Here is a 19853-nt window from a genome sequence, read left to right as displayed (position 1 = left end):
TCGTCCTCGTACGCCGTGAGCTCGCCGCCCGTGTAGCCGAAGCGGCGGCGGAGCGCGATGTCGAGGGGGTCCTTGGCGGAGGCCCGGTAGAAGGGGCAGGGGACAAGCCCCGCAACCCCGGCAACCCCGGCAACCCCAGGTTCACCCGCACACGTCCCGCCAGGCCCCCGCCAACTCCTCCGCCACGCCCCAAGCAGAAGCGGGCGCCCCCTCCGAGGCCCGCCGCCCCGCCACCCCGTGCAGATAGGCCCCCACAGCCCCCGCATCCCGCGCACCCAGCCCGCCCGCGAGCAGCGCCCCCGCCACCCCGGACAGCACGTCCCCGCTCCCCGCCGTGGCGAGCCAGGCGGTCCCCGTCGGATTCACCCGCACCGGAACCGCGCCCCCCGCTCCCTCCGGCGAAGCCACCAGCGTGGTCGATCCCTTGAGCAGCACAGTCGCCCCGTACCGCTGGGCCAACTCCCGTACGGACTCGAGCCGGGCCCCCTCCACCACCTCCCGCTCGACCCCCAGCAGCAGAGCCGCCTCCCCCGCATGCGGAGTCAGCAGAGTCTCCGCGCTCCGGCCCCGTACAACCCCCGCGTCCAGTCCCCGCAACCCGTCCGCGTCGACGAGCACCGGCACATCGGAAGCGAGCACCTCCCCCACGACATCCGCTGCCCCGTCCCCGATCCCCGGCCCGACGACCCAGGCCTGCACCCGCCCGGCGTCCCCCACGGCCCTCGAGGAGACGAGCACCTCGGGGAACCGGGCGATCACCGCGTCCCCCGCACTCCCCCGCCCCACATAGCGCACAGCCCCGGCCCCGCCCCGCAACGCGCCGGCAACGGCCAGCACAGCGGCCCCCGGATACTGCGCGGACCCGGCGACGACCCCCACGACACCCCGCCGGTACTTGTCGCTCTCGGCCCCCGGCACAGGGAGCAACTCGGCGACATCCGCATGCTGCAGAGCCTCGACCTCAGCCGATTCGGCCTCCCACTCGAGCCCGATGTCGACAAGCCGCAGCGCCCCCGCGTACTCCCGCGCAGGATCGACAAGCAGCCCCACCTTGTAGGCCCCGAACGTCACGGTCGCATCGGCGCGCACGGCATCACCCCGCACCTCACCGCTGTCCGCCTCGACTCCACTGGGCAGATCGACAGCGACAACAAAAGCCCGGGACTCGGCGACCAGGGCGACGACCCCGGCCGCATCCTCCCGAAGCCCACCGCGCCCCCCGATCCCGGTGATCCCGTCCACCACGAGCTGCGCCCGCGCGAGGACACCCGCGGCCCCCGAAGCGCCCACCGCCGACCCACCCGCGGCCCGCAGCGCGGCAAGCCCGCCCTCGTGAGCCCGCTTCTCGTCGAGCAGTACGGCACAGACCCCCGCCCCGCGCCGAGCCAGCCGCGCCCCCGCGTACAGCGCGTCGCCCCCGTTGGCCCCGCTCCCCACGAGCAGGACGACGCGAGATCCGTAGACGCGTCCCAGCACATCAGCACACGCTGCGGCCAGCCCGGCCGCAGCGCGCTGCATCAGAGCCCCTTCGGGCCCCCGCGCCATCGCCGCGGCCTCAGCCGCCCTTACCTGTTCCACGCCATAGGCACGCCTCATGGCATCAACCCTCGGCGATCACCACGGCCGACGCCACCCCCGCGTCATGGCTGAGGGACACGTGCCACCCCCGCACGCCCAGCTCAGCGGCCCGCGCGGCGACGGTCCCCTTCACCCGCAGCCGGGGCTGTCCGCTCTCCTCGACCCACACCTCGGCATCGGTCCACAGCAGATCCCCGGGCGCACCCAGAGCCTTGGCCAAGGCCTCTTTCGCCGCGAACCGGGCAGCCAGCGAGGCGATCCCCCGCCGCTCCCCGCTCTCAAGCGTCAACTCCCCCTCCACGAAAAGCCGTTGAGCCATCTGAGGCGTACGCTCCAACGCCGCCCCGAACCGGGCGATCTCCGCCACGTCGATCCCGACCCCGATGATCACCGCGCACACCCCACTACTACGACTCCGCTCATGCCCGGCACATTACGGCGGCCCGCCACCGAACCATCGCCGCCATCCACCCACGTGACCGACCCCACCCCCCACAATCGCCCCGCACCCCCGACAATGGCCAAGTGATCACTTCGCCGCCACGGAGCAGCTCCCACCGCAGGGCCGAGCCGTCGCCCTACCTGGACCTCACCCGCAGCGAGTGGAGCGCCCTGCGCGAAAAGACCCCGCTCCCGCTCACCGCCGAGGAGCTGGAGCGCCTGCGCGGGCTGGGCGATGTCATCGACCTCGACGAGGTCCGCGACATCTACCTGCCGCTCTCGCGCCTCCTCAATCTCTACGTGCAGTCCTCCGACTCCTTGCGCGGCTCCCTGAACACCTTCCTGGGCGACGCGGGCAACGGCCACGGCACCCAGCACGGCACGCCCTTCGTCATAGGGGTCGCGGGCTCGGTGGCGGTCGGCAAGTCCACGGTCGCCCGCCTCCTCCAGGCGATGCTCGCCCGCTGGCCCGAGCACCCGCGCGTGGAGCGGGTCACCACCGACGGCTTCCTCTACCCCCTCGCCGAGCTGAAGAAGCGCGGCCTGGTCGCCCGCAAGGGCTTCCCCGAGTCGTACGACCGCCGCGCCCTCACCCGCTTCGTGGCCGACATCAAGGCGGGCAAGGACGAGGTGTCGGCGCCCGTCTACTCCCACCTGATCTACGACATCGTGCCGGGCGAGCGCCTCACCGTCCGCCGCCCCGACATCCTCATCGTCGAGGGCCTCAACGTGCTGCAGCCGGCGCTCCCCGGCAGCGACGGCAGAACCCGCGTCGCCCTCGCCGACTACTTCGACTTCTCGGTCTACGTCGACGCCCGCCCGGACGACATCGAGACCTGGTACCTCAACCGCTTCCGCAAGCTCCGCGAGACGGCGTTCCAGAACCCCTTCTCGTACTTCCGCAAGTACACCCAGGTCTCCGAGGAGGAGGCACTCGACTACGCCCGCACCACCTGGCGGACCGTCAACAAGCCCAATCTCATCGAAAATGTGGCTCCGACCCGCGGACGTGCGAATCTCGTCGTACGCAAGGGCCCGGACCACAAGGTCCAGCGCATCTCCCTCCGCAAGCTCTGACACCTCAAGCACAAGGGGTACGAAACCGTGCTGCACCTCCGCCTGATCGTCCCGGCCGATCGCACCGACGAGGTGGTCGGCGCGATCGAGTCCACGGTCGGCACCACGCACCTCGCGGTGCTGCCCGGGGCCGCCCGCACCCCCGCGGGCGACCTGGTCCTGTGCGACGTGGCGCGCGAGGCGGCGGACGAACTCCTCGCCCAGCTCAAGGAGTTGGGGATCCCGGAGACCGGCTCCATCTCGGTCGAGAACATCGACCTCTCCCTCTCCACCCGCGCCGACAAGGCCGAGCAGGACGCCCCGGGCGAAGGCGCGGACGCGGTCCTGTGGGAGCACCTCAGCGAATCGACGGGCGAGGAGTCGACGCTCACCATCACCTACATCGCGTTCCTGACGATCGCCACGATGATCGCGGCCTGCGGTGTGGTCCTCGACAACGCGATCCTGATCGTGGGCGCGATGGCCGTGGGTCCGGAGTTCGGTCCGCTCGCGGGCTTCTGCACGGCCCTCGTCCAGCGCGCCCCGCGCCTGGCGTGGCGCTCGCTGACGGCCCTGGTCGTCGGCTTCGCGGCGGCGATGGCGATCACCGTCGGCTTCAGCTGGTTCATGAGCGCGGTGAATCTGTTCTCGGAGACGCAACTGCACGCGGACCGGCCCAACACGGGCTTCGTCTTCGCCCCCGACTGGTTCTCGTTCGTGGTGGCGGTCCTGGCGGGCGCGGCCGGCACGCTCTCGCTCACCTCGGCCAAGTCGGGCGCCCTGGTGGGTGTGGCCATCTCGGTGACCACGGTCCCCGCGGCGGCGAACGCGGCGGTGGCCCTGAGTTACGGCGACCTCGGCCAGACCAGAGGCTCGACGGAGCAGCTTCTGCTCAATCTGCTGGGCATCGTGGTCGCCGGCACGCTCACGCTGCTCGCCCAGAAGTGGCTCTGGGCGAGCACCCGCAAGCGTGCCCGCGATCAAAAGGCCCAGCGGGCCCAGAAGTCCTAGCCCAGCGCGGACTTGACCACATCGGCGAGGCGCCCGGCCACCGATCGCGCCTGGTCGATGTCGGCGGCCTCGACCATGACGCGTACCAGCGGCTCGGTGCCCGAGGAGCGCAGCAGCACCCGCCCGGTCGACCCGAGTTCGCGCTCCGCGTCGACCACGGCAGCGGTCAGCTCGGGGGAGGTGGCGACCCGCGACTTGTCCACGTCGGGGACGTTCACCAGCACCTGCGGCAGCCGCTCCATGACGCCCGCGAGGTCGGCCAGGGACCGGCCCGTGGCCGCCATGCGCGCGGCCAGCATCAGCCCGGTCAGCGTGCCGTCACCGGTGGTGGCATGGTCCAGGACGATCACATGCCCGGACTGCTCGCCGCCGAGCGCGTAACCGTGCTCCTTCATCGACTCCAGTACGTACCGGTCGCCGACCGCCGTCTGGACGAGCTCGATGCCCTCCCGCTCCATGGCGATCTTGAAGCCGAGGTTGGACATGACGGTGCCGACCACGGCGTTCCCGCGCAGCGTGCCCGCCTCGCGCATGGCGAGCGCGAGCACGGCGAGGATCTGGTCCCCGTCGACCTCGGCGCCCGTGCCGTCGACGGCCAGGCAGCGGTCCGCGTCGCCGTCGTGCGCGATGCCGAGGTCGGCGCCGTGCTCGACGACGGCGGCCTTCAGCAGCCCCAGGTGGGTCGAGCCGCACCCGTCGTTGATGTTGAGCCCGTCGGGCGAGGCACCGATGGTGATGATCTCGGCGCCGGCCCGCGTGAACGCCTCGGGCGAGACCCGGGAAGCGGCGCCGTGCGCCTCGTCGAGTACGACCTTCAGCCCTTCGAGGCGGTTCGGCAGCACCCCGAGCAGGTGGGCGACGTACTGGTCGAGGCCCTGGTCGTAGCTCCGGACGCGGCCGACACCGCCGCCCGTCGGCCGCTCCCACGGCTCCCCGCTGCGGTGCTGCTCGTAGACCGTCTCGATGGCGTCTTCCAGCTCGTCGGCGAGCTTCTGCCCGCCCCGGGCGAAGAACTTGACACCGTTGTCCGGCATGGCGTTGTGGCTCGCGGAGAGCATCACACCCAGATCGGCGCCGAGCGCACCCGTGAGATACGCCACCGCAGGGGTCGGCAGCACCCCGACCTTCAGCACGTCGACGCCCGCACTCGCGAGACCGGCGACGACGGCCGCCTCCAGGAACTCACCCGATGCACGCGGGTCGCGCCCCACCACCGCGGTGGGCCGGTGGCCCGCGAAAGTCCCTGCCTCGGCGAGTACATGCGCCGCTGCGACCGAGAGACCGAGCGCGAGCTCGGCTGTCAGATCCGCGTTGGCGACACCACGTACACCGTCCGTGCCGAAGAGTCGTCCCACTGATGTCCTCCGAAAATGCTCCGAAAAAGCAAGCTTCTGAGCGCCTCTTGCCGTTATACGCCCGAGGCACCGATAAACGAACGCCCCGGCGGCACGAAGAGTGCCGCCGGGGCGAACGAACAAACAGTCGAGCAGGCGGTGATTAGCGCTTGCTGTACTGCGGGGCCTTGCGGGCCTTCTTGAGACCGGCCTTCTTGCGCTCGACCGCACGGTCGTCGCGGGAGAGGAAGCCGGCCTTCTTCAGGATGGCGCGGTTGTTGTCCACGTCGGCCTCGTTCAGGGAACGGGCGACACCGAGACGGAGCGCACCGGCCTGACCGGAGACGCCGCCACCCGAGATGCGGGCGATGACGTCGTAGCGGTTGTCGAGCTCGAGCACCTTGAAGGGCTCGTTGACTTCCTGCTGGTGGACCTTGTTCGGGAAGTAGTCCTCGAGCGTACGCCCGTTGATCTTCCACTTGCCGGTGCCCGGAACGATCCGGACGCGGGCGATGGCGTTCTTGCGACGGCCAAGGCCGGCGGCGGGCTGCGGGTCACCGAAGCGGCCCGCGAGGGACTCGCTGGTGTACTCGCCCTCGACGGGAACCTCCGACTCGAAGGTGGTCACCTCGGCAAAGGTCTCTTCGCCTTCGGTGCCCTCGACGGGCGTCTCAACAGTGGTCTCGGCCACGATTCTCCTCAGATCTTTCTGTACGTCTTAGGGGGTGGCCGGAACTACTGCGCGACCTGGGTGATCTCGTACGGCACCGGCTGCTGGGCAGCGTGCGGGTGCTGGTCGCCCGAGTAGACCTTGAGCTTCGAGATCATCTGACGCCCCAGGGTGTTCTTGGGGATCATGCCCTTGATGGCCTTCTCGACGGCCTTCTCCGGGCTCTTCTCCATGAGCTCGTCGTAGCGCATCGAGCGGAGACCGCCCGGGAAGCCGGAGTGGCGGTACGCCATCTTCTGGGTCTTCTTGTTGCCGGAGAGGTGGATCTTCTCGGCGTTGATGATGATGACGAAGTCGCCCATGTCCATGTGCGGGGCATAGGTCGGCTTGTGCTTGCCCCGGAGGAGGTTCGCTGCCGTGGTCGCCAGACGGCCCAGGACGATGTCCTGAGCGTCGATGATGTGCCACTGGCGAGTGACATCGCCGGGCTTGGGGCTGTACGTACGCACTTCGTAGCCTTCGCTTCTTCAGTGGATGGGGTCCAACACATGGCACCGCTGAAGCGATAGTGCAGCTGGGGCTCACAGCGCCGGGAACGATGCCCGTATGCGAACCACTGGTAACTGCTCCAGGGAACCTACGTAAGGGCCCTTCGCGTGAGAACGACGAAGCCAATACGTATAACAGTCTCCGAGAGTACCCGCGCGCCCCCGGATGGGTCAAAACGCGCGTGCGACCAAGCCCGCCACCACCTGCACACGCAAGCCGGAACCAGCAAAATCCAGCCCGTCCGGCGTTTGAGGGGGCTCACGGGGTCTGGGGCGCAGCCCCAGTTTCGGGAAGGGGCGGGCCAGGGGACCAGCCCCGCGCAGCGGCCACCCCCTACCGCGCCCGCTCCACCCTCCGCTCGTCCCACACCGGCTCAGCAGTCTCCCGGACGACCCCGTCCGACCCGAAGACCAGATACCGGTCGAAGGACTTCGCGAACCACCGGTCGTGCGTGACGGCAAGCACCGTCCCGTCGTACGCCTCAAGACCCTCCTGCAGAGCCTCAGCCGACTCCAGGTCCAGGTTGTCCGTCGGCTCGTCGAGCAGCAGCGCGGTCGTCCCCTCCAGCTCCAGGAGCAGAATCTGGAATCGCGCCTGCTGCCCGCCCGAGAGCTTCTCGAAGGGCTGGTCCCCCTGCCGCTCCAGCTCGTACCGCCGCAGCACACCCATCGCCGCGCCCCGGTCCTTCGCATGCCCGGACCACAGGATGTCGACGAGCGTCTTCCCCAGCAGCTCAGGATGCGCGTGGGTCTGCGCGAAGTGCCCCGGCACCACCCGCGCACCCGTCTTCCACAGCCCGGTGTGCGCCACCGACTGATCACCCGCGAGCAGCCGCAGGAAGTGCGACTTCCCGGAGCCGTTCGAGCCGAGGACCGCCACCCGCTCCCCGTAGAAGACCTCCAGCGAGAAGGGCTTCATCAACCCCACCAGCTCAAGGTTCTCGCAGGTCACAGCCCGCACCCCGGTACGTCCGCCCCGCAGCCGCATCTTGATGTCCTGCTCGCGCGGCGGCTCCGGCGGCGGCCCCGCGTCCTCGAACTTCTTGAAGCGCGTCTGCATCGCGTGGTACCTGGAGGCCATGTCCGGGCTGATCGCCGCCTGGTTGCGCAGCCGCAGCACCAGCGCCTTCAGCCGCGCATGCTCCTCGTCCCAGCGCCGCTTCAGCTCCTCGAAGCGCGCGAAGCGCTCGCGCCGCGCCTCGTGGTACGTCCCGAAGCCCGCGCCGTGCACCCACACATCCGTGCCGGCCGGACCCGGCTCAAGGCTGATGATCTTCTCCGCGGCCCGCGAGAGCAGCTCCCGGTCGTGCGAGACGAAGAGAACGGTCTTCCGGGTCTCCCGCAGCCGCTCCTCCAGCCACCGCTTGCCCGGCACGTCCAGATAGTTGTCCGGCTCGTCGAGCAGCAGCACCTCATCAGGCCCCCGCAGCAGCGCCTCAAGCACCAACCGCTTCTGCTCACCCCCACTGAGCGTCCGCACCTCACGGAACTGCGCCGTGTCGTACGGGATGCCCAGCGCGGCCATCGTGCACATGTCCCAGACGGTCTCCGCCTCGTACCCGTGCGCCTCAGCCCAGTCGCTGAGCGCCTGCGCGTACTTCATCTGCGCGGCCTCGTCGTCGACGGTCATGATCAGGTGCTCGGCGGCGTCGACTGCGGCCGCCGCCTCCCTGATACGCGGCTGCGCCACCGAGACCAGCAGGTCGCGCACGGTCCGCTCGTCGCGCACCGACCCCACGAACTGCGACATCACGCCGAGCCCGCCGCTCACCGAAACACTGCCGCCGTGCGGCTTCAGCTCCCCGGAGATGATCCGCAGCAGCGTCGTCTTCCCGGCGCCGTTGGCGCCCACCAGCGCCACGACGGCGCCTTCGCCGACCCGGAACGAGGCGTCACCGAGCAGCACCCGCCCGTCCGGCAAGTAGTACTCAAGATGACCAGCCTCTAGATGTCCCATGCTTCGAATTGTCGCCCACACCGCCCGACCGGCGGCAACCGCTTTATGGCGAGCGCGGGACGACCAGCCCGGATTCGTACGCCGCCACCACCGCCTGCGCCCGGTCGCGCACCCCCAGCTTCGTCAGCACCCGGCTCACATGGGACTTCACGGTCTCCCCGCTGACCACGAGCCGCCCCGCGATCTCCGGATTGGAGAGCCCCTCCGCGATCAGCACGAGGACCTCGCGCTCGCGCGGAGTGAGCGCCTCCAGAGGTACGCCGCCGCCGCGCGGCCGAAGCCGTACGAACTCCCCGATGAGCCGGCGCGTGACCGTCGGCGCGAGCAGCGCCTCGCCCGCCGCGACCACCCGCACCGCCTCGAAGAGCCGCTCGGCGACCATGTCCTTGAGCAGGAAACCGCTGGCCCCCGCGGCCAGCGCGTCGTACACGTGCTCGTCGAGATCGAAGGTCGTCAGCATGACGATGCGGGTGTCCGCCCGCTCCGCCACGATCCGCCGGGTCGCCTCGATGCCGTCCATCTCCGGCATCCGTACGTCCATGAGCACGATGTCGGGCCGCACCTCACGGCAGACGCGCACCGCGGCCGCGCCGTCGGACGCACTGCCGACGACCTCGAAGTCGTCCTGCGTGTCCAGCAGCGCCCCGAACCCGGCGCGCACGACGTCCTGGTCGTCGACGACGACAATCCGCGTGGCCCCATTCGCGGTCACCGCACGGCCTCCCGCGCCGGCAGCACGGCCTCCACGACGAAGCCGCCCGCGGGCCCGGCCCCCGTACGCAGCGTGCCCCCGGCCATCGCGGCACGCTCCCGCATCCCGACCAGGCCGTGGCCACCCGCCCCCTCCCCCGAACCCGCACCCGCGCCCGCACCCGGCCCGCAGTCCCGCACAGACACCCTCAACTCACCCTCCCCATAGACCAGCTCCACATCCACTCCCACCCCCGGCGCATGCCGCCGCGCATTGGTCAGCGCCTCCTGCACGATCCGGTACGCGGTGAGTTCGACGCCCGGGTCGAGCGCCACCACCTGCCCCCGTACGGTCAGCCGCACCGCCCCGCCCGCCGTCGCCCGCGCCTCGTCGACGAGCGCGACCAGCTGGTGCAGCCCGGGCTGCGGGGCCCGCTGGGCCACCGTGTCCGCCGCAGGCGGCACGTCCTCGCGCAGCACGCCGAGCAGCCGCCGCATCTCGGTCAGCGCGAGCCGTGCCGTCTCCCCGATGGCGAGGAAACGCGCCGCCCCCTCGGGCGGCAGCCCGCGTGTGGTGAGCCTGGCGGTCTCGGCCTGCACCGAGAGCGTCGAGATGTGATGCGCGACGATGTCGTGCAACTCCCGCGCGATACGGGCGCGTTCACCCCGCGCTGCATGTTCCAAAACCGTGTCCGCATACGCCCAGTCCGCCGCCGTACGCCGCCGCGCCTCCCGCCCGGCCCGCCGCCAGCTGCCCGCAGCCAGCGCCGCCACCGCCGCGCAGAGCAGCCCGACCGGCAGGCCCCGGCCGCCCGCCCACAGCGCGTACGCGACAAAGGGAGCGGCGAAGCCGACCGCCGTACGCGTGGAACAGCGCACCCCCACCTGCGCAAGGACCACCACCATCGCGACCGCCCCCGACCAGGCCGGCTGCCCGACGGCAGGCACCGCGAGCAACACCGAGGCGCAGACCACGGCTGCGGAGATCCGCAGGTGGCCGCGTACGAGAGCGACCGGCGCCGTCGAGCAGACGGCGAGCACCAGCGCCGAGAACAGGTCCACCGGCAGGCTCGCCGCGGGCGCGGCCCCCTCGATCACCGCGGCGAAGCACAGCACCGCGGCAGCCACGAGCGGCAGATCGGGCGCTCCCGCCGCCTTCTTCCACACCGCACTCGTCCAGGTCACGGACACATTGTGGGCGGGCGCTCCCGATCTGTCCTCCCCCTCGCGGGGGAGCCGCCCCCGCCCAAGACGCCACCCTGACGGGATGGCCGCACCCCGCCCGCTCCCTACCTTCGTAGGCATGTCACCCGACACAGCAATCGAAGTCAGCGCCCTGCGCAAGCGTTACGGTCCGACCACCGCCGTCGACGACCTGACCTTCACCGTCGCCCCCGGCAAGGTCACCGGCTTCGTCGGCCCCAACGGAGCCGGCAAGTCCACGACGCTCCGCATGATCCTGGGCCTCGACGCCCCCGACAGCGGGCGGGCCCTGATCGGCGGCCGCCCGTACGCGACTCTCCGCGACCCCCTCACGGTCGTCGGCGCGCTCCTCGACGCCGAGGCGGTCCACCCGGGCCGCCGGGCCCGCGACCACCTCCTGTGGATGGCGCACTACAACGGCATACCGGCCCGCCGCGTCGCCGAGGTCCTCGATCAGGTCGGCCTGACCGCCGTGGCGAAGAAGCGCGCGGGCGGCTTCTCGCTCGGCATGCGCCAGCGCCTGGGCATCGCGGCGGCGCTCCTCGGCGACCCGCAGGTCCTGATCCTCGACGAGCCGGTCAACGGACTCGACCCCGAGGGCATCCAGTGGATCCGCGCATTCCTCAAGTCCCTGGCAGGAGAGGGCCGTACGGTCCTGATCTCCAGCCACCTCATGAGCGAGCTCCAGGACACGGCGGAGCATCTGATCGTCATCGGCCGTGGCCGGCTGCTCGCCGACACCGACGTACAGCAGCTCCTCGACACCACCTCCGGCGACCGCGTCACGCTGCGCACCGACCGGCTCCCCGAGGCCATGACGGTACTGGCCCGCGAAGGCGCCACGGTCTCCGCCAACGCGCCGGGAACACTGACCGTCACCGATCTGCCCGCCGAGCGTGTGGTGGCGCTGCTGTCCGAGGCCCGTATCCCCTTCTCGGAGATCTCCGCGCACCGGGCGTCCCTGGAGGAGGCGTACATGGAACTGACCCGTGGCGCCACGGAGTTCACCGCCACGTCCGCCGCGCCCGCCGCCCAGGAGGCATCGTGATCCGCGCCCTGCGCGCCGAGTGGACCAAGTTCCGCTCCGTACGCTCCACCGCATTCGCGCTGGTCGCCCTGGTCGCCGCCACCCTGCTGCTCACCGTCGCCACCGCGAAGGGCTCCGTGACCAGTTACGAGGGCCCGCTGAACCGCGACGAATTCAGCTTCGCCCACGCCCCGCTCACCGGCGACACCACCCTCACCGTCCACCTCGCGTCCCTCACCTCCAAGTCCTCCTGGGCCAAGGCGGGTCTGATGCTGAAGGACGGCACGACCAACGGCTCGTCGTCGGCCTCCGTGATGCTCACCCCGGGCCACGGCGTCCGCATGCAGGCGAACGGCGCCAAGGAACTGACCGCCAAGGTCCCCTCCGGACAAGGCCGTTGGCTCCGCCTGACCCGCACAGGACAGAAGGTCACGGGTTACGAATCCGCCGACGGCCAGAGCTGGCACACCATCGGCACCCTCGCCGTCCCCGGCCTGCCCGCCCGTACCGAGGCCGGCCTCTTCGTGACCTCGTCGACCATCAGCACCGCCGAGCAGGTGAGCCCCGGCGCCGTGACGGCCCATTCCACCCTCACCGTCGGCCGCGCGGTCTTCGACCACTTCGCGCCCGCCGCCACGCTGACCCACACCGACATCGTCGCGCCCCGCGTCTCCGGCCCGGCCGGAAACGACCGCACGCCGCCCGGCACCCTCCAGCAGACCGCCTCCGCCATCACCCTCACGGGCAGCGGCGACCTCGGCCACTTCGGCATCGGCAATGTGGGCGCCGACCTCTCCAAGGCCGACACGGTCCACCAGTCCCTGGACGGCCTCCAGCTCAGCCTGATCACCGTGCTCGCACTCGGCGTGCTCTCCATGACCTCCGAGTACAAGACGCGCACCATCCGCACCACTTTCACCGCCAGCGCGCAGCGCGGCCGCGTCCTCGCCGCCAAGTCGACGATCCTGGCCGGCACGGTCTTCGCCGTGGCCGCGCCGACCACCATCGCCGCGTTCCTCATCGCCCAGCCGATCATGCGCAAGAACGGCTACAGCCCGCCCATCTTCCCCATCGCCTCCCTCACCGACCCGACAACCCTGCGCGCGGTGCTCGGCGGCGCGGCCTTCCTCGCCGTACTGACCCTGTTCTGCCTGGGAGTCGGTGCACTGTTCCGCCGTACGGTTCCCGCGGTGATCACCGTCTTCGTCGTGCTCGTCGTGATCCCGATGGTCGCCCACTCCACCTCGGTCCCGGTCAGCACCTGGGTCGAGCGCGCCACCCCCATCGCCGGTCTCGCCCTCACCCAGACCAGGACACTCACCGAGACGTCGATCGGCCCGTGGGCGGGCTTCGCGGTCCTGTGCGCGTACGCGGCCGCCGCACTCGGCGCCGCACACTGGCGGCTCGCCCGGCGCGACGCATGAGCCCCGCCCTGCACCGCGCCGTGCACGGCGAGTGGACGAAGCTGCGCACCGTCCCTTCCCACCTCTGGACGCTCCTCGCACTGCCCGCCGTGATGACGGGCCTCACCGCCCTGATCGCGACGGGCACCCGCCCGGAGGAGACGCACCCCGACCCCACCGCCCTCGCCCTTTCAGGGGTCTACTTCGCACAGCTGGCGGCCGTGGCGATCGCGGTGGCGGTGGTCACCTCGGAGTACCACCCGCGCGTCATCCTCACCACGCTGGCCGCGAGTCCCCGCCGGACGACGGTCTTCACGGGCAAAGCCCTCACGGTGACCGCCGCTGTGCTCCTGGCGGCCCTCCCAGGGGTCCTGGGCGCCCTCCTGGCGGGCCGCAGGGCCCAGCACGGCACGGCGCAACTCCCGCTCTCCGACAGCTCGTTGCAGCGAGCCGTGCTCGGCACGGTCCTCTACCTGCTGCTGGTGGCGCTGCTGAGCACGGGCGTCGCCCTGGTCGTACGCCACCAGGCAGCGGCCACCGGCGTGGTCCTCGCGCTCCTGTACGGCCCGTACCTGGCCACCCAGATGATCAAGATGTCGACGCACACCCTGCACCTGGTGCAGAAGCTCTCCCCCATGACGGCGGGCCTCGCCGTCCAGACCACCACGGGCGAGGGTACCGCCCCGCTCGCCCCCTGGACGGGCCTGGCCGTACTGGCCGCCTACGCCGCCGCGGCCCTCGCCGTCGGATGGACGCTGCTACGGCGCCGCGACGCGTAAACCTCTCGGTCTAAGATGCGCACCATGAGCATTGGGCAAGGGGGGCCCTCCTGGGGCCCGGGGGACACACAGACACCGGACTGGGCGGCACTGGCCGAGGAGTCCGAGGCGCGCGGTCGCCGAAGGAAACTGCTGTTCATCGGCGGTGGCGTGCTGGCCACCGCCGCGATCGCCGGGATCGTGGCGACGGCGGTGGTCTCCTCGAACAAGAACTCCACGTCGAGCGACAAGAACGCCAGTCAGCTGCCCGCCCCCGCGACCCTCCCCGCCGAGAGCGACGGACCCGCGCCGACGTTCTCCTCGGTGGCGCCCAAGCCGGTCCTGAACCCCAAGGACTTCATCAACAGCTCCAAGCGGGACAAGGCGCCGCTGAGCGCCGACACCCTCTTCCCGGGCAAGCGGCTGACGATGATCAACCGCCCGTACACCAAGGGCGCGACGAACCGCACCACCAACTGCGCATCGGTCGCCCAGGGCACGCTGGGCGCAGCGCTCAAGAACAACGGCTGCCGCCAGGTCATCCGCGCGACCTACGTCAGGAACGGCGTCGCGATCACGGTCGGCGTAGCGGTCTTCGACACCGAGGCATCCGCCCTGAAGGCGAAGTCCCAGGCCTCCAAGGGCGCGGCCATCGCGCCGCTCCCCGGCGCCGGCGTCGCCGACTTCTGCCACGCCACGGTCTGCCTGCGCCGCGCCAACTCCGTGGGCCGCTATGCCTACTTCACCCAGGCCGGCTACACCAACGGCAAGAAGGTGACGATGCAGGACAAGCCGGTCTTCCAGGCCAGCGACGACCTCGGCACCTTCGTCTTCAACCAGATCTACGCCCGTGGCCGCGCCCAGGCGTCGGCCGCGGCCTCGGCCCCCACCGCATAGAGGTCTCCGGGGGTCAGCAGCAGCCGGCCCCCGGCAGCGTCCGTACGTTCCGCGCCTCTTTGCTCCGCGCGGCCAGCAACTCGTCGGCCGGATAGCCGACTTCCTCCAGCGTCAGCCCATGCGGCCTGACGACGTGCACGGAGGAATCCCGCACACCCGCCGCAAGAACCTTCGCCGGCCACTCCACCCCACGATGCCCGTCCCCCACGAACAGCATCGCGCCGATCAGCGACCGCACCATGTTGTGGCAGAAGGCATCGGCACGCACGGTGGCGGTGATGACCCCGTCGTCCCCGCGCACGAGACTCAACTCCTGCAGCGTACGAATGGTGGTGGCGCCCTCCCGCCGCTTGCAGTAGGCGGCGAAATCGTGCTCGCCCAGCAAGCCGGCAGCGGCAGCGTTCATGGCATCGACGTCCAACGCCCAGTCGTGCCACAGCACATGACCCCGCATCAGCGGATCGACACCACCCGGCCGGTCGGTCACGCGATACGCATAACGACGCCACACAGCGGAGAACCGCGCATTGAACCCCGCCGGGGCCTCCACCGCACTCCACACCCGCACATCGCGCGGAAGCCGCCCGGCGAGCCGCTTCAGCAGCTTCTCCTGATGCTCGGCCCACACCGCCTCCGGCAGATCCGCGGTGGCCACCTGCCCGCGCGCATGCACCCCGGCGTCGGTCCGCCCGGCCACGGTCAGCGGAAACATCACGTCCGACCGCGTGACGGTCTTCAACGCGTCCTCGATCTCCCCCTGTACGGTCCGCCGACCGCTGGGCTGCCGTGCCCACCCGGAGAAGTCGGCACCGTCGTAACTCAGATCGAACCGCACCCGCACGAAGCCGGGCTCCACGTCATCGCTCACCGAAGGATCCTCTCAAACAAGAACGGACCCGCACCGCCCCGAGGGGAGATGCGGGCCCGTACAAAGCAGTCCAGGAACGCCTAGGCGTCCTTCGACTCCTCGGCACCAGCCTCGACCGGCTTGGCGTCCTCGACGACCTCGGCCGGAGCGGCCTCGGCGTCCTTGGCCGCACGCTTGGTCGCAGCCTCGGCCTCACCAGTGGCCGCCTGGGCCACGGTCAGGGCCTCGACCAGCTCGATGACGGCCATCGGGGCGTTGTCGCCACGACGGTTGCCGATCTTGGTGATGCGGGTGTAACCACCGGGGCGGTTCTCGTACCGCGGGGCGATCTCGGTGAAGAGCGTGTGCACGATGCCCTTGTCCGTGATCGACTGCAGCACCAGGCGACGGTTGTGGATGTCGCCCTTCTTCGCCTTGGTGATGAAACGCTCAGCAACCGGGCGCAGGCGGCGAGCCTTGGCCTCGGTCGTGGTGATACGGCCGTGCTCGAACAGCGACTTCGCAAGGTTGTTGAGAAGAAGCTTCTCGTGCGCAGCGCTGCCGCCCAGACGGGCACCCTTTGCGGGACGCGGCATGGTATTTCTCCTTGTGATCTGCACCGGCCGTACGAGGTACCGATGTCAGTGCCCGACGAGCGTATGCCCGCCGGAACCCGGACCCGAGGGCCCGGAAGTTCATTGCTGCGGAAACGGGCGGGCAGGGCCGGAGCCCCGCCCGCCCACCCCGACTAGTACTGCTCGGTCTCCACGAAACCGGCGTCCGCGTCGTCGTCGGCGCCGAAGGCGTCGGCGGCAGCGGTCGGGTCGAAGCCGGGAGGCGAGTCCTTGAGCGCAAGGCCCATGCCCGCGAGCTTGGCCTTGACCTCGTCGATCGACTTCGCACCGAAGTTACGAATGTCGAGCAGGTCGGCCTCGGAGCGGGCGACGAGCTCACCCACGGAGTGGATGCCCTCGCGCTTGAGGCAGTTGTACGACCGAACGGTGAGCTCGAGCTCCTCGATCGGCAGGGCGAGATCGGCGGCCAGGGCCGCGTCCGTCGGCGACGGGCCCATGTCGATGCCCTCGGCGTCGATGTTGAGCTCGCGCGCCAGACCGAACAGCTCGACCAGGGTCTTACCGGCCGACGCCATGGCGTCACGGGGACGCATGGCCTGCTTGGTCTCGACGTCGACGATCAGCTTGTCGAAGTCGGTACGCTGCTCGACACGGGTCGCCTCGACCTTGTACGTGACCTTGAGCACCGGGGAGTAGATGGAGTCGACCGGAATGCGGCCGATCTCCTGGCCCAGCTGCTTGTTCTGCACGGCGGAGACGTAGCCGCGACCGCGCTCGACGGTCAGCTCCATCTCCAGCTTGCCCTTGCCGTTGAGCGTGGCAAGAACGAGGTCGGGGTTGTGGACCTCGACACCGGCCGGGGGCGCGATGTCGGCGGCGGTCACGAGGCCCGGTCCCTGCTTGCGCAGGTACATGACGACGGGCTCGTCGTGCTCCGAGGAGACGACGAGCTGCTTGATGTTCAGGATGAGGTCGGTGACGTCTTCCTTGACGCCCGGCACGGTGGTGAACTCGTGCAGGACACCGTCGATCCGGATGCTGGTGACAGCGGCACCGGGGATGGACGAAAGAAGCGTACGACGCAGGGAGTTACCGAGCGTGTAGCCGAAACCCGGCTCCAGCGGCTCGATGACGAAGCGCGAGCGGTACTCGTCGACGACCTCTTCGGTCAGCGACGGACGCTGAGCGATAAGCATGTGGTGATCCTTCAGTCGTGGGCGCCCACTATTTGACGCCCCCAGTCACTACAAGGGTACGGGCGATACGACCGATGAAGGCCGTACCGCCCGAACCTCAAAAACCGAACCCAACCGCTGCGTCAGACGCGGCGGCGCTTGGGCGGACGGCAGCCGTTGTGCGGGGTGGGGGTGACGTCCTGGATGGAGCCAACCTCAAGACCCGTCGCCTGGAGCGAACGGATGGCGGTCTCGCGACCGGAACCCGGGCCCTTGACGAAGACGTCAACCTTGCGCATGCCGTGCTCCTGCGCGCGACGGGCAGCCGACTCGGCGGCCATCTGCGCGGCGAACGGAGTGGACTTGCGCGAGCCCTTGAAGCCGACGTGGCCGGCGGAGGCCCAGGAGATCACGTTGCCCGAGGGGTCCGTGATCGAGACGATGGTGTTGTTGAACGTGCTCTTGATGTGCGCGTGGCCGTGAGCGACGTTCTTCTTTTCCTTGCGACGCACCTTCTTGGCTGCGCCCTGACGACCCTTGGGGGGCATGTCTTAACTCCAGATGGAGAGGGAGGTGGTCGGTCCTACAGCGAAGACCGCTGATGAGCGTCCGCTGTGGACTACTTCTTGCCCGGCTTCTTCTTACCGGCGATCGCGCGACGCGGGCCCTTGCGGGTACGAGCGTTCGTGCTGGTGCGCTGGCCGTGAACCGGCAGGCCGCGACGGTGACGCAGACCCTGGTAGCAACCGATCTCGACCTTGCGGCGGATGTCGGCGGCGATCTCGCGACGGAGGTCACCCTCGGTGCGCAGGTTGGCGTCCACGTACTCGCGGATCTTGACGAGGTCTTCCTCGGCCAGGTCACGAACACGGGTGTTGGGGTTCACGCCGGTCGAGGCGAGGATCTCCTTCGACCGGGTACGGCCAACGCCGAAGACGTAGGTGAGGGCAACCTCCACGCGCTTTTCGCGCGGGATGTCAACACCTGAAACGCGTGCCATTCAATGGCTCCAGTTGTTATTCGGAGGTCTTCCACAGAACCAACCCCCGACCGCCGTATTAGGTACAGTCCGGGTCCCCGGCCTCCACCGGGGGTGTCGCCAGCCGCTCAGCGGCTAGGCGGGTCCTGCGTATGTACATTTCGCTTGCGTCGCGCGAAGAACTGCGAGGTGCAGATCGGTGTGCGTCAGCCCTGGCGCTGCTTGTGGCGCAGGTTGTCGCAGATGACCATGACCCGACCGTGACGGCGGATCACCTTGCACTTGTCGCAGATCTTCTTGACGCTCGGCTTGACCTTCATGGGATGTCAGGTTCTCCGGGTCAGTGCCACCACTCACGCCGAAGCGGAAGTGCGGGCAAGATCTACTTGTATCGGTAGACGATCCGGCCACGCGTCAGGTCGTACGGAGAAAGCTCCACGACGACCCGGTCATCCGGGAGGATGCGGATGTAGTGCATACGCATCTTGCCGCTGATGTGCGCGAGGACTTTGTGACCGTTCTGAAGTTCCACCTTGAACATTGCGTTCGGGAGGGACTCGATCACGGTGCCCTCGATTTCGATGGCACCTTGCTTCTTGGCCACGCTTCGCCCTTCGAATCGGCTACCTTGATCAGCTCCGTGCAGGCATGCAGACATGCGGGTGCACGAGAGCCGACGAGTCAGTCTACGTCAGGGCCCCCGGAAAGACGAATCGAGGAAGAATGCCCCATTGTCAAGATCATTAAGCGGAGGGGGCCCAATCCCTCCACGCCCGGCTCAGGCCGAGCTCGGCGCCAGGGCGCCTCACGAGCGTCGAACGGCCTGCGGCGACCGCCGGACCCGGCCCGGACCCGGGCTCAGGCCGACGGATCCGGGGCCGTCGCAATCCCGAACTCCGCCAGCTTCGCCTTGCCCCCATCGGGAGAGGTCAGCACCAGCAGACCCTCCTCCGTCAGCGCCACAGAGTGCTCCCAGTGCGAGGACCAGGTCCCGTCCGTCGTGATGACGGTCCAGTCGTCCTCCAGCACCTCGGTCCTGGGCGTGCCCAGCGAGACCATCGGCTCGATCGCCAGGCAGAAGCCGGGGACCAGCTTCGGGTTGTGGCGGCCGATGAGCCGGCGCCGGTCCACGTAGTTCAGCAGGTGCGGGTCCATGTGCATCTCGGAGCCGATGCCGTGGCCGCCGTAATCCTCGATGATCCCGTACTTGCCCGAAGCGGGCCGCGGCTGGCGGCGGATGTAGCCCTCGATCGCCTTGGAGACGTCCGCGAGCCGGCCGCCCTTCTTCATCGCGGCGATCCCGGCCCACATCGACTCCTCGGTCACCCGGGAGAGCTCCACGAGCTCCGGCGCGTGCCCGGTCCCGACGAACGCCGTGTATGCCGCGTCCCCGTGCCAGCCGTCGATGATGGCGCCGCAGTCGATCGAGATGATGTCGCCGTCCTTGAGGACGGTCTTCTCATCCGGGATCCCGTGGACCACGACCTCGTTCACCGAGGTGCAGATCGTCGCCGGGAAGCCTCCGTAGCCAAGGAAGTTGGGCTTCGCGTCGTGCTCCGCGAGCACCTTGCGCGCGACCTGGTCCAGGTCGTTCGTGGTGGCGCCGGGCACGGCGGCCTCACGCGTCGCCGCGTGGATGGCGGCGACCACCAGCCCCGCCTCGCGCATCTTCGCGATCTGCTCCGGGGTCTTGATCTCCACCAT

Annotated in this window: 22 protein-coding genes; 6 read left to right on the top strand and 16 right to left on the bottom strand. The window is 69.8% G+C overall.

Annotated elements, in window-relative coordinates; genetic code table 11:
* Nucleotides 1–141 precede the first annotated feature (141 nt).
* Entirely contained in the window at nt 142–1596 is a 1455-nt protein-coding gene (locus AB0H78_RS36840) for an NAD(P)H-hydrate dehydratase (protein WP_363239176.1), read from the bottom strand.
* A 4-nt stretch (nt 1597–1600) separates the two neighbouring features.
* Entirely contained in the window at nt 1601–1969 is a 369-nt protein-coding gene (locus AB0H78_RS36835) for a holo-ACP synthase (protein ID WP_363239175.1), read from the bottom strand.
* Between the two features lie 134 nt (nt 1970–2103).
* Here AB0H78_RS36835 and coaA point away from each other — a divergent pair, with 134 nt between their 5' ends.
* The gene (coaA, locus tag AB0H78_RS36830; protein WP_363239174.1) at nt 2104–3096 is read left to right on the top strand and encodes a type I pantothenate kinase; all 993 of its coding nucleotides are present in this window, start codon (nt 2104–2106) and stop codon (nt 3094–3096) included.
* A 27-nt stretch (nt 3097–3123) separates the two neighbouring features.
* Nucleotides 3124–4086, top strand: coding sequence for a DUF389 domain-containing protein (locus AB0H78_RS36825; protein WP_363239173.1), 963 nt, complete (start codon nt 3124–3126; stop codon nt 4084–4086).
* On the opposite strand, the gene glmM is transcribed toward AB0H78_RS36825, so the two are convergent.
* The 6 genes from glmM to AB0H78_RS36795 form a co-directional block, all read right to left on the bottom strand.
* Nucleotides 4083–5441: a phosphoglucosamine mutase gene (gene glmM, locus AB0H78_RS36820; protein WP_363239172.1), complete on the bottom strand. Its 1359-nt coding sequence runs from the start codon at nt 5439–5441 to the stop codon at nt 4083–4085. The two genes, AB0H78_RS36825 and glmM, sit on opposite strands and share 4 nt — an antisense overlap.
* 142 nt (nt 5442–5583) lie before the next feature.
* Complete coding sequence (gene rpsI, locus AB0H78_RS36815; RefSeq protein WP_363239171.1) at nt 5584–6111, bottom strand: 30S ribosomal protein S9; 528 nt, start codon at nt 6109–6111, stop codon at nt 5584–5586.
* A gap of 44 nt (nt 6112–6155) precedes the next feature.
* Complete coding sequence (rplM, locus tag AB0H78_RS36810) at nt 6156–6599, bottom strand: 50S ribosomal protein L13 (RefSeq protein ID WP_363239170.1); 444 nt, start codon at nt 6597–6599, stop codon at nt 6156–6158.
* A gap of 373 nt (nt 6600–6972) precedes the next feature.
* Nucleotides 6973–8595: an ATP-binding cassette domain-containing protein gene (locus AB0H78_RS36805; protein WP_363239169.1), complete on the bottom strand. Its 1623-nt coding sequence runs from the start codon at nt 8593–8595 to the stop codon at nt 6973–6975.
* A gap of 43 nt (nt 8596–8638) precedes the next feature.
* Entirely contained in the window at nt 8639–9307 is a 669-nt protein-coding gene (locus tag AB0H78_RS36800; protein ID WP_363239168.1) for a response regulator transcription factor, read from the bottom strand.
* Entirely contained in the window at nt 9304–10470 is a 1167-nt protein-coding gene (locus tag AB0H78_RS36795; protein ID WP_363239167.1) for a histidine kinase, read from the bottom strand. The genes AB0H78_RS36800 and AB0H78_RS36795 overlap by 4 nt, the downstream gene beginning before the upstream one ends.
* A 118-nt stretch (nt 10471–10588) precedes the next feature.
* Here AB0H78_RS36795 and AB0H78_RS36790 point away from each other — a divergent pair, with 118 nt between their 5' ends.
* The 4 genes from AB0H78_RS36790 to AB0H78_RS36775 are packed head-to-tail and all read left to right on the top strand — an operon-like array spanning nt 10589 to nt 14573.
* Nucleotides 10589–11536, top strand: a complete 948-nt coding sequence (locus AB0H78_RS36790; protein ID WP_363239166.1) for an ABC transporter ATP-binding protein — start codon at nt 10589–10591, stop codon at nt 11534–11536.
* Nucleotides 11533–12939 carry a hypothetical protein gene (locus AB0H78_RS36785; RefSeq protein ID WP_363239165.1) on the top strand — a complete coding sequence of 469 codons (1407 nt, stop codon included), beginning with the start codon at nt 11533–11535 and terminating at the stop codon, nt 12937–12939. Before AB0H78_RS36790 ends, AB0H78_RS36785 begins: the two co-directional genes overlap by 4 nt.
* Nucleotides 12936–13697, top strand: coding sequence for an ABC transporter permease (locus AB0H78_RS36780; protein WP_363239164.1), 762 nt, complete (start codon nt 12936–12938; stop codon nt 13695–13697). The genes AB0H78_RS36785 and AB0H78_RS36780 overlap by 4 nt, the downstream gene beginning before the upstream one ends.
* Before the next feature lie 24 nt (nt 13698–13721).
* Nucleotides 13722–14573, top strand: a complete 852-nt coding sequence (locus tag AB0H78_RS36775) for a hypothetical protein (RefSeq protein WP_363239163.1) — start codon at nt 13722–13724, stop codon at nt 14571–14573.
* Nucleotides 14574–14586: 13 nt separating this feature from the next.
* On the opposite strand, the gene truA is transcribed toward AB0H78_RS36775, so the two are convergent.
* The 8 genes from truA to map all read right to left on the bottom strand — a co-directional run bounded on the left by truA (nt 14587) and on the right by map (nt 19853).
* Nucleotides 14587–15441 (bottom strand): tRNA pseudouridine(38-40) synthase TruA, encoded by an 855-nt coding sequence (gene truA / locus AB0H78_RS36770; protein WP_363239162.1) that lies wholly within the window; start codon nt 15439–15441, stop codon nt 14587–14589.
* An 80-nt stretch (nt 15442–15521) separates the two neighbouring features.
* Complete coding sequence (rplQ, locus tag AB0H78_RS36765; protein WP_363239161.1) at nt 15522–16016, bottom strand: 50S ribosomal protein L17; 495 nt, start codon at nt 16014–16016, stop codon at nt 15522–15524.
* 152 nt (nt 16017–16168) lie between these two features.
* Nucleotides 16169–17191 (bottom strand): DNA-directed RNA polymerase subunit alpha, encoded by a 1023-nt coding sequence (locus tag AB0H78_RS36760; RefSeq protein ID WP_010473911.1) that lies wholly within the window; start codon nt 17189–17191, stop codon nt 16169–16171.
* Between the two features lie 122 nt (nt 17192–17313).
* Nucleotides 17314–17718 (bottom strand): 30S ribosomal protein S11, encoded by a 405-nt coding sequence (gene rpsK, locus AB0H78_RS36755; RefSeq protein WP_003956432.1) that lies wholly within the window; start codon nt 17716–17718, stop codon nt 17314–17316.
* Nucleotides 17719–17789: 71 nt separating this feature from the next.
* Nucleotides 17790–18170, bottom strand: a complete 381-nt coding sequence (rpsM, locus tag AB0H78_RS36750) for a 30S ribosomal protein S13 (protein ID WP_329118603.1) — start codon at nt 18168–18170, stop codon at nt 17790–17792.
* A gap of 185 nt (nt 18171–18355) precedes the next feature.
* Nucleotides 18356–18469 carry a 50S ribosomal protein L36 gene (gene rpmJ, locus AB0H78_RS36745; protein WP_003956441.1) on the bottom strand — a complete coding sequence of 38 codons (114 nt, stop codon included), beginning with the start codon at nt 18467–18469 and terminating at the stop codon, nt 18356–18358.
* A gap of 62 nt (nt 18470–18531) precedes the next feature.
* On the bottom strand, nt 18532–18753 hold the full coding sequence (gene infA / locus AB0H78_RS36740; RefSeq protein WP_003956442.1) for a translation initiation factor IF-1: 222 nt from the start codon (nt 18751–18753) through the stop codon (nt 18532–18534).
* 254 nt (nt 18754–19007) lie between these two features.
* Nucleotides 19008–19853, bottom strand: coding sequence for a type I methionyl aminopeptidase (gene map, locus AB0H78_RS36735; RefSeq protein WP_363239160.1), 846 nt, complete (start codon nt 19851–19853; stop codon nt 19008–19010).

It is taken from the genome of Streptomyces sp. NPDC050738 (assembly GCF_040654175.1).
Lineage (GTDB): Bacteria > Actinomycetota > Actinomycetes > Streptomycetales > Streptomycetaceae > Streptomyces.
Note: the sequence above shows the minus strand (reverse complement) of the source record. Positions and strands in the feature narration are given on the sequence as shown.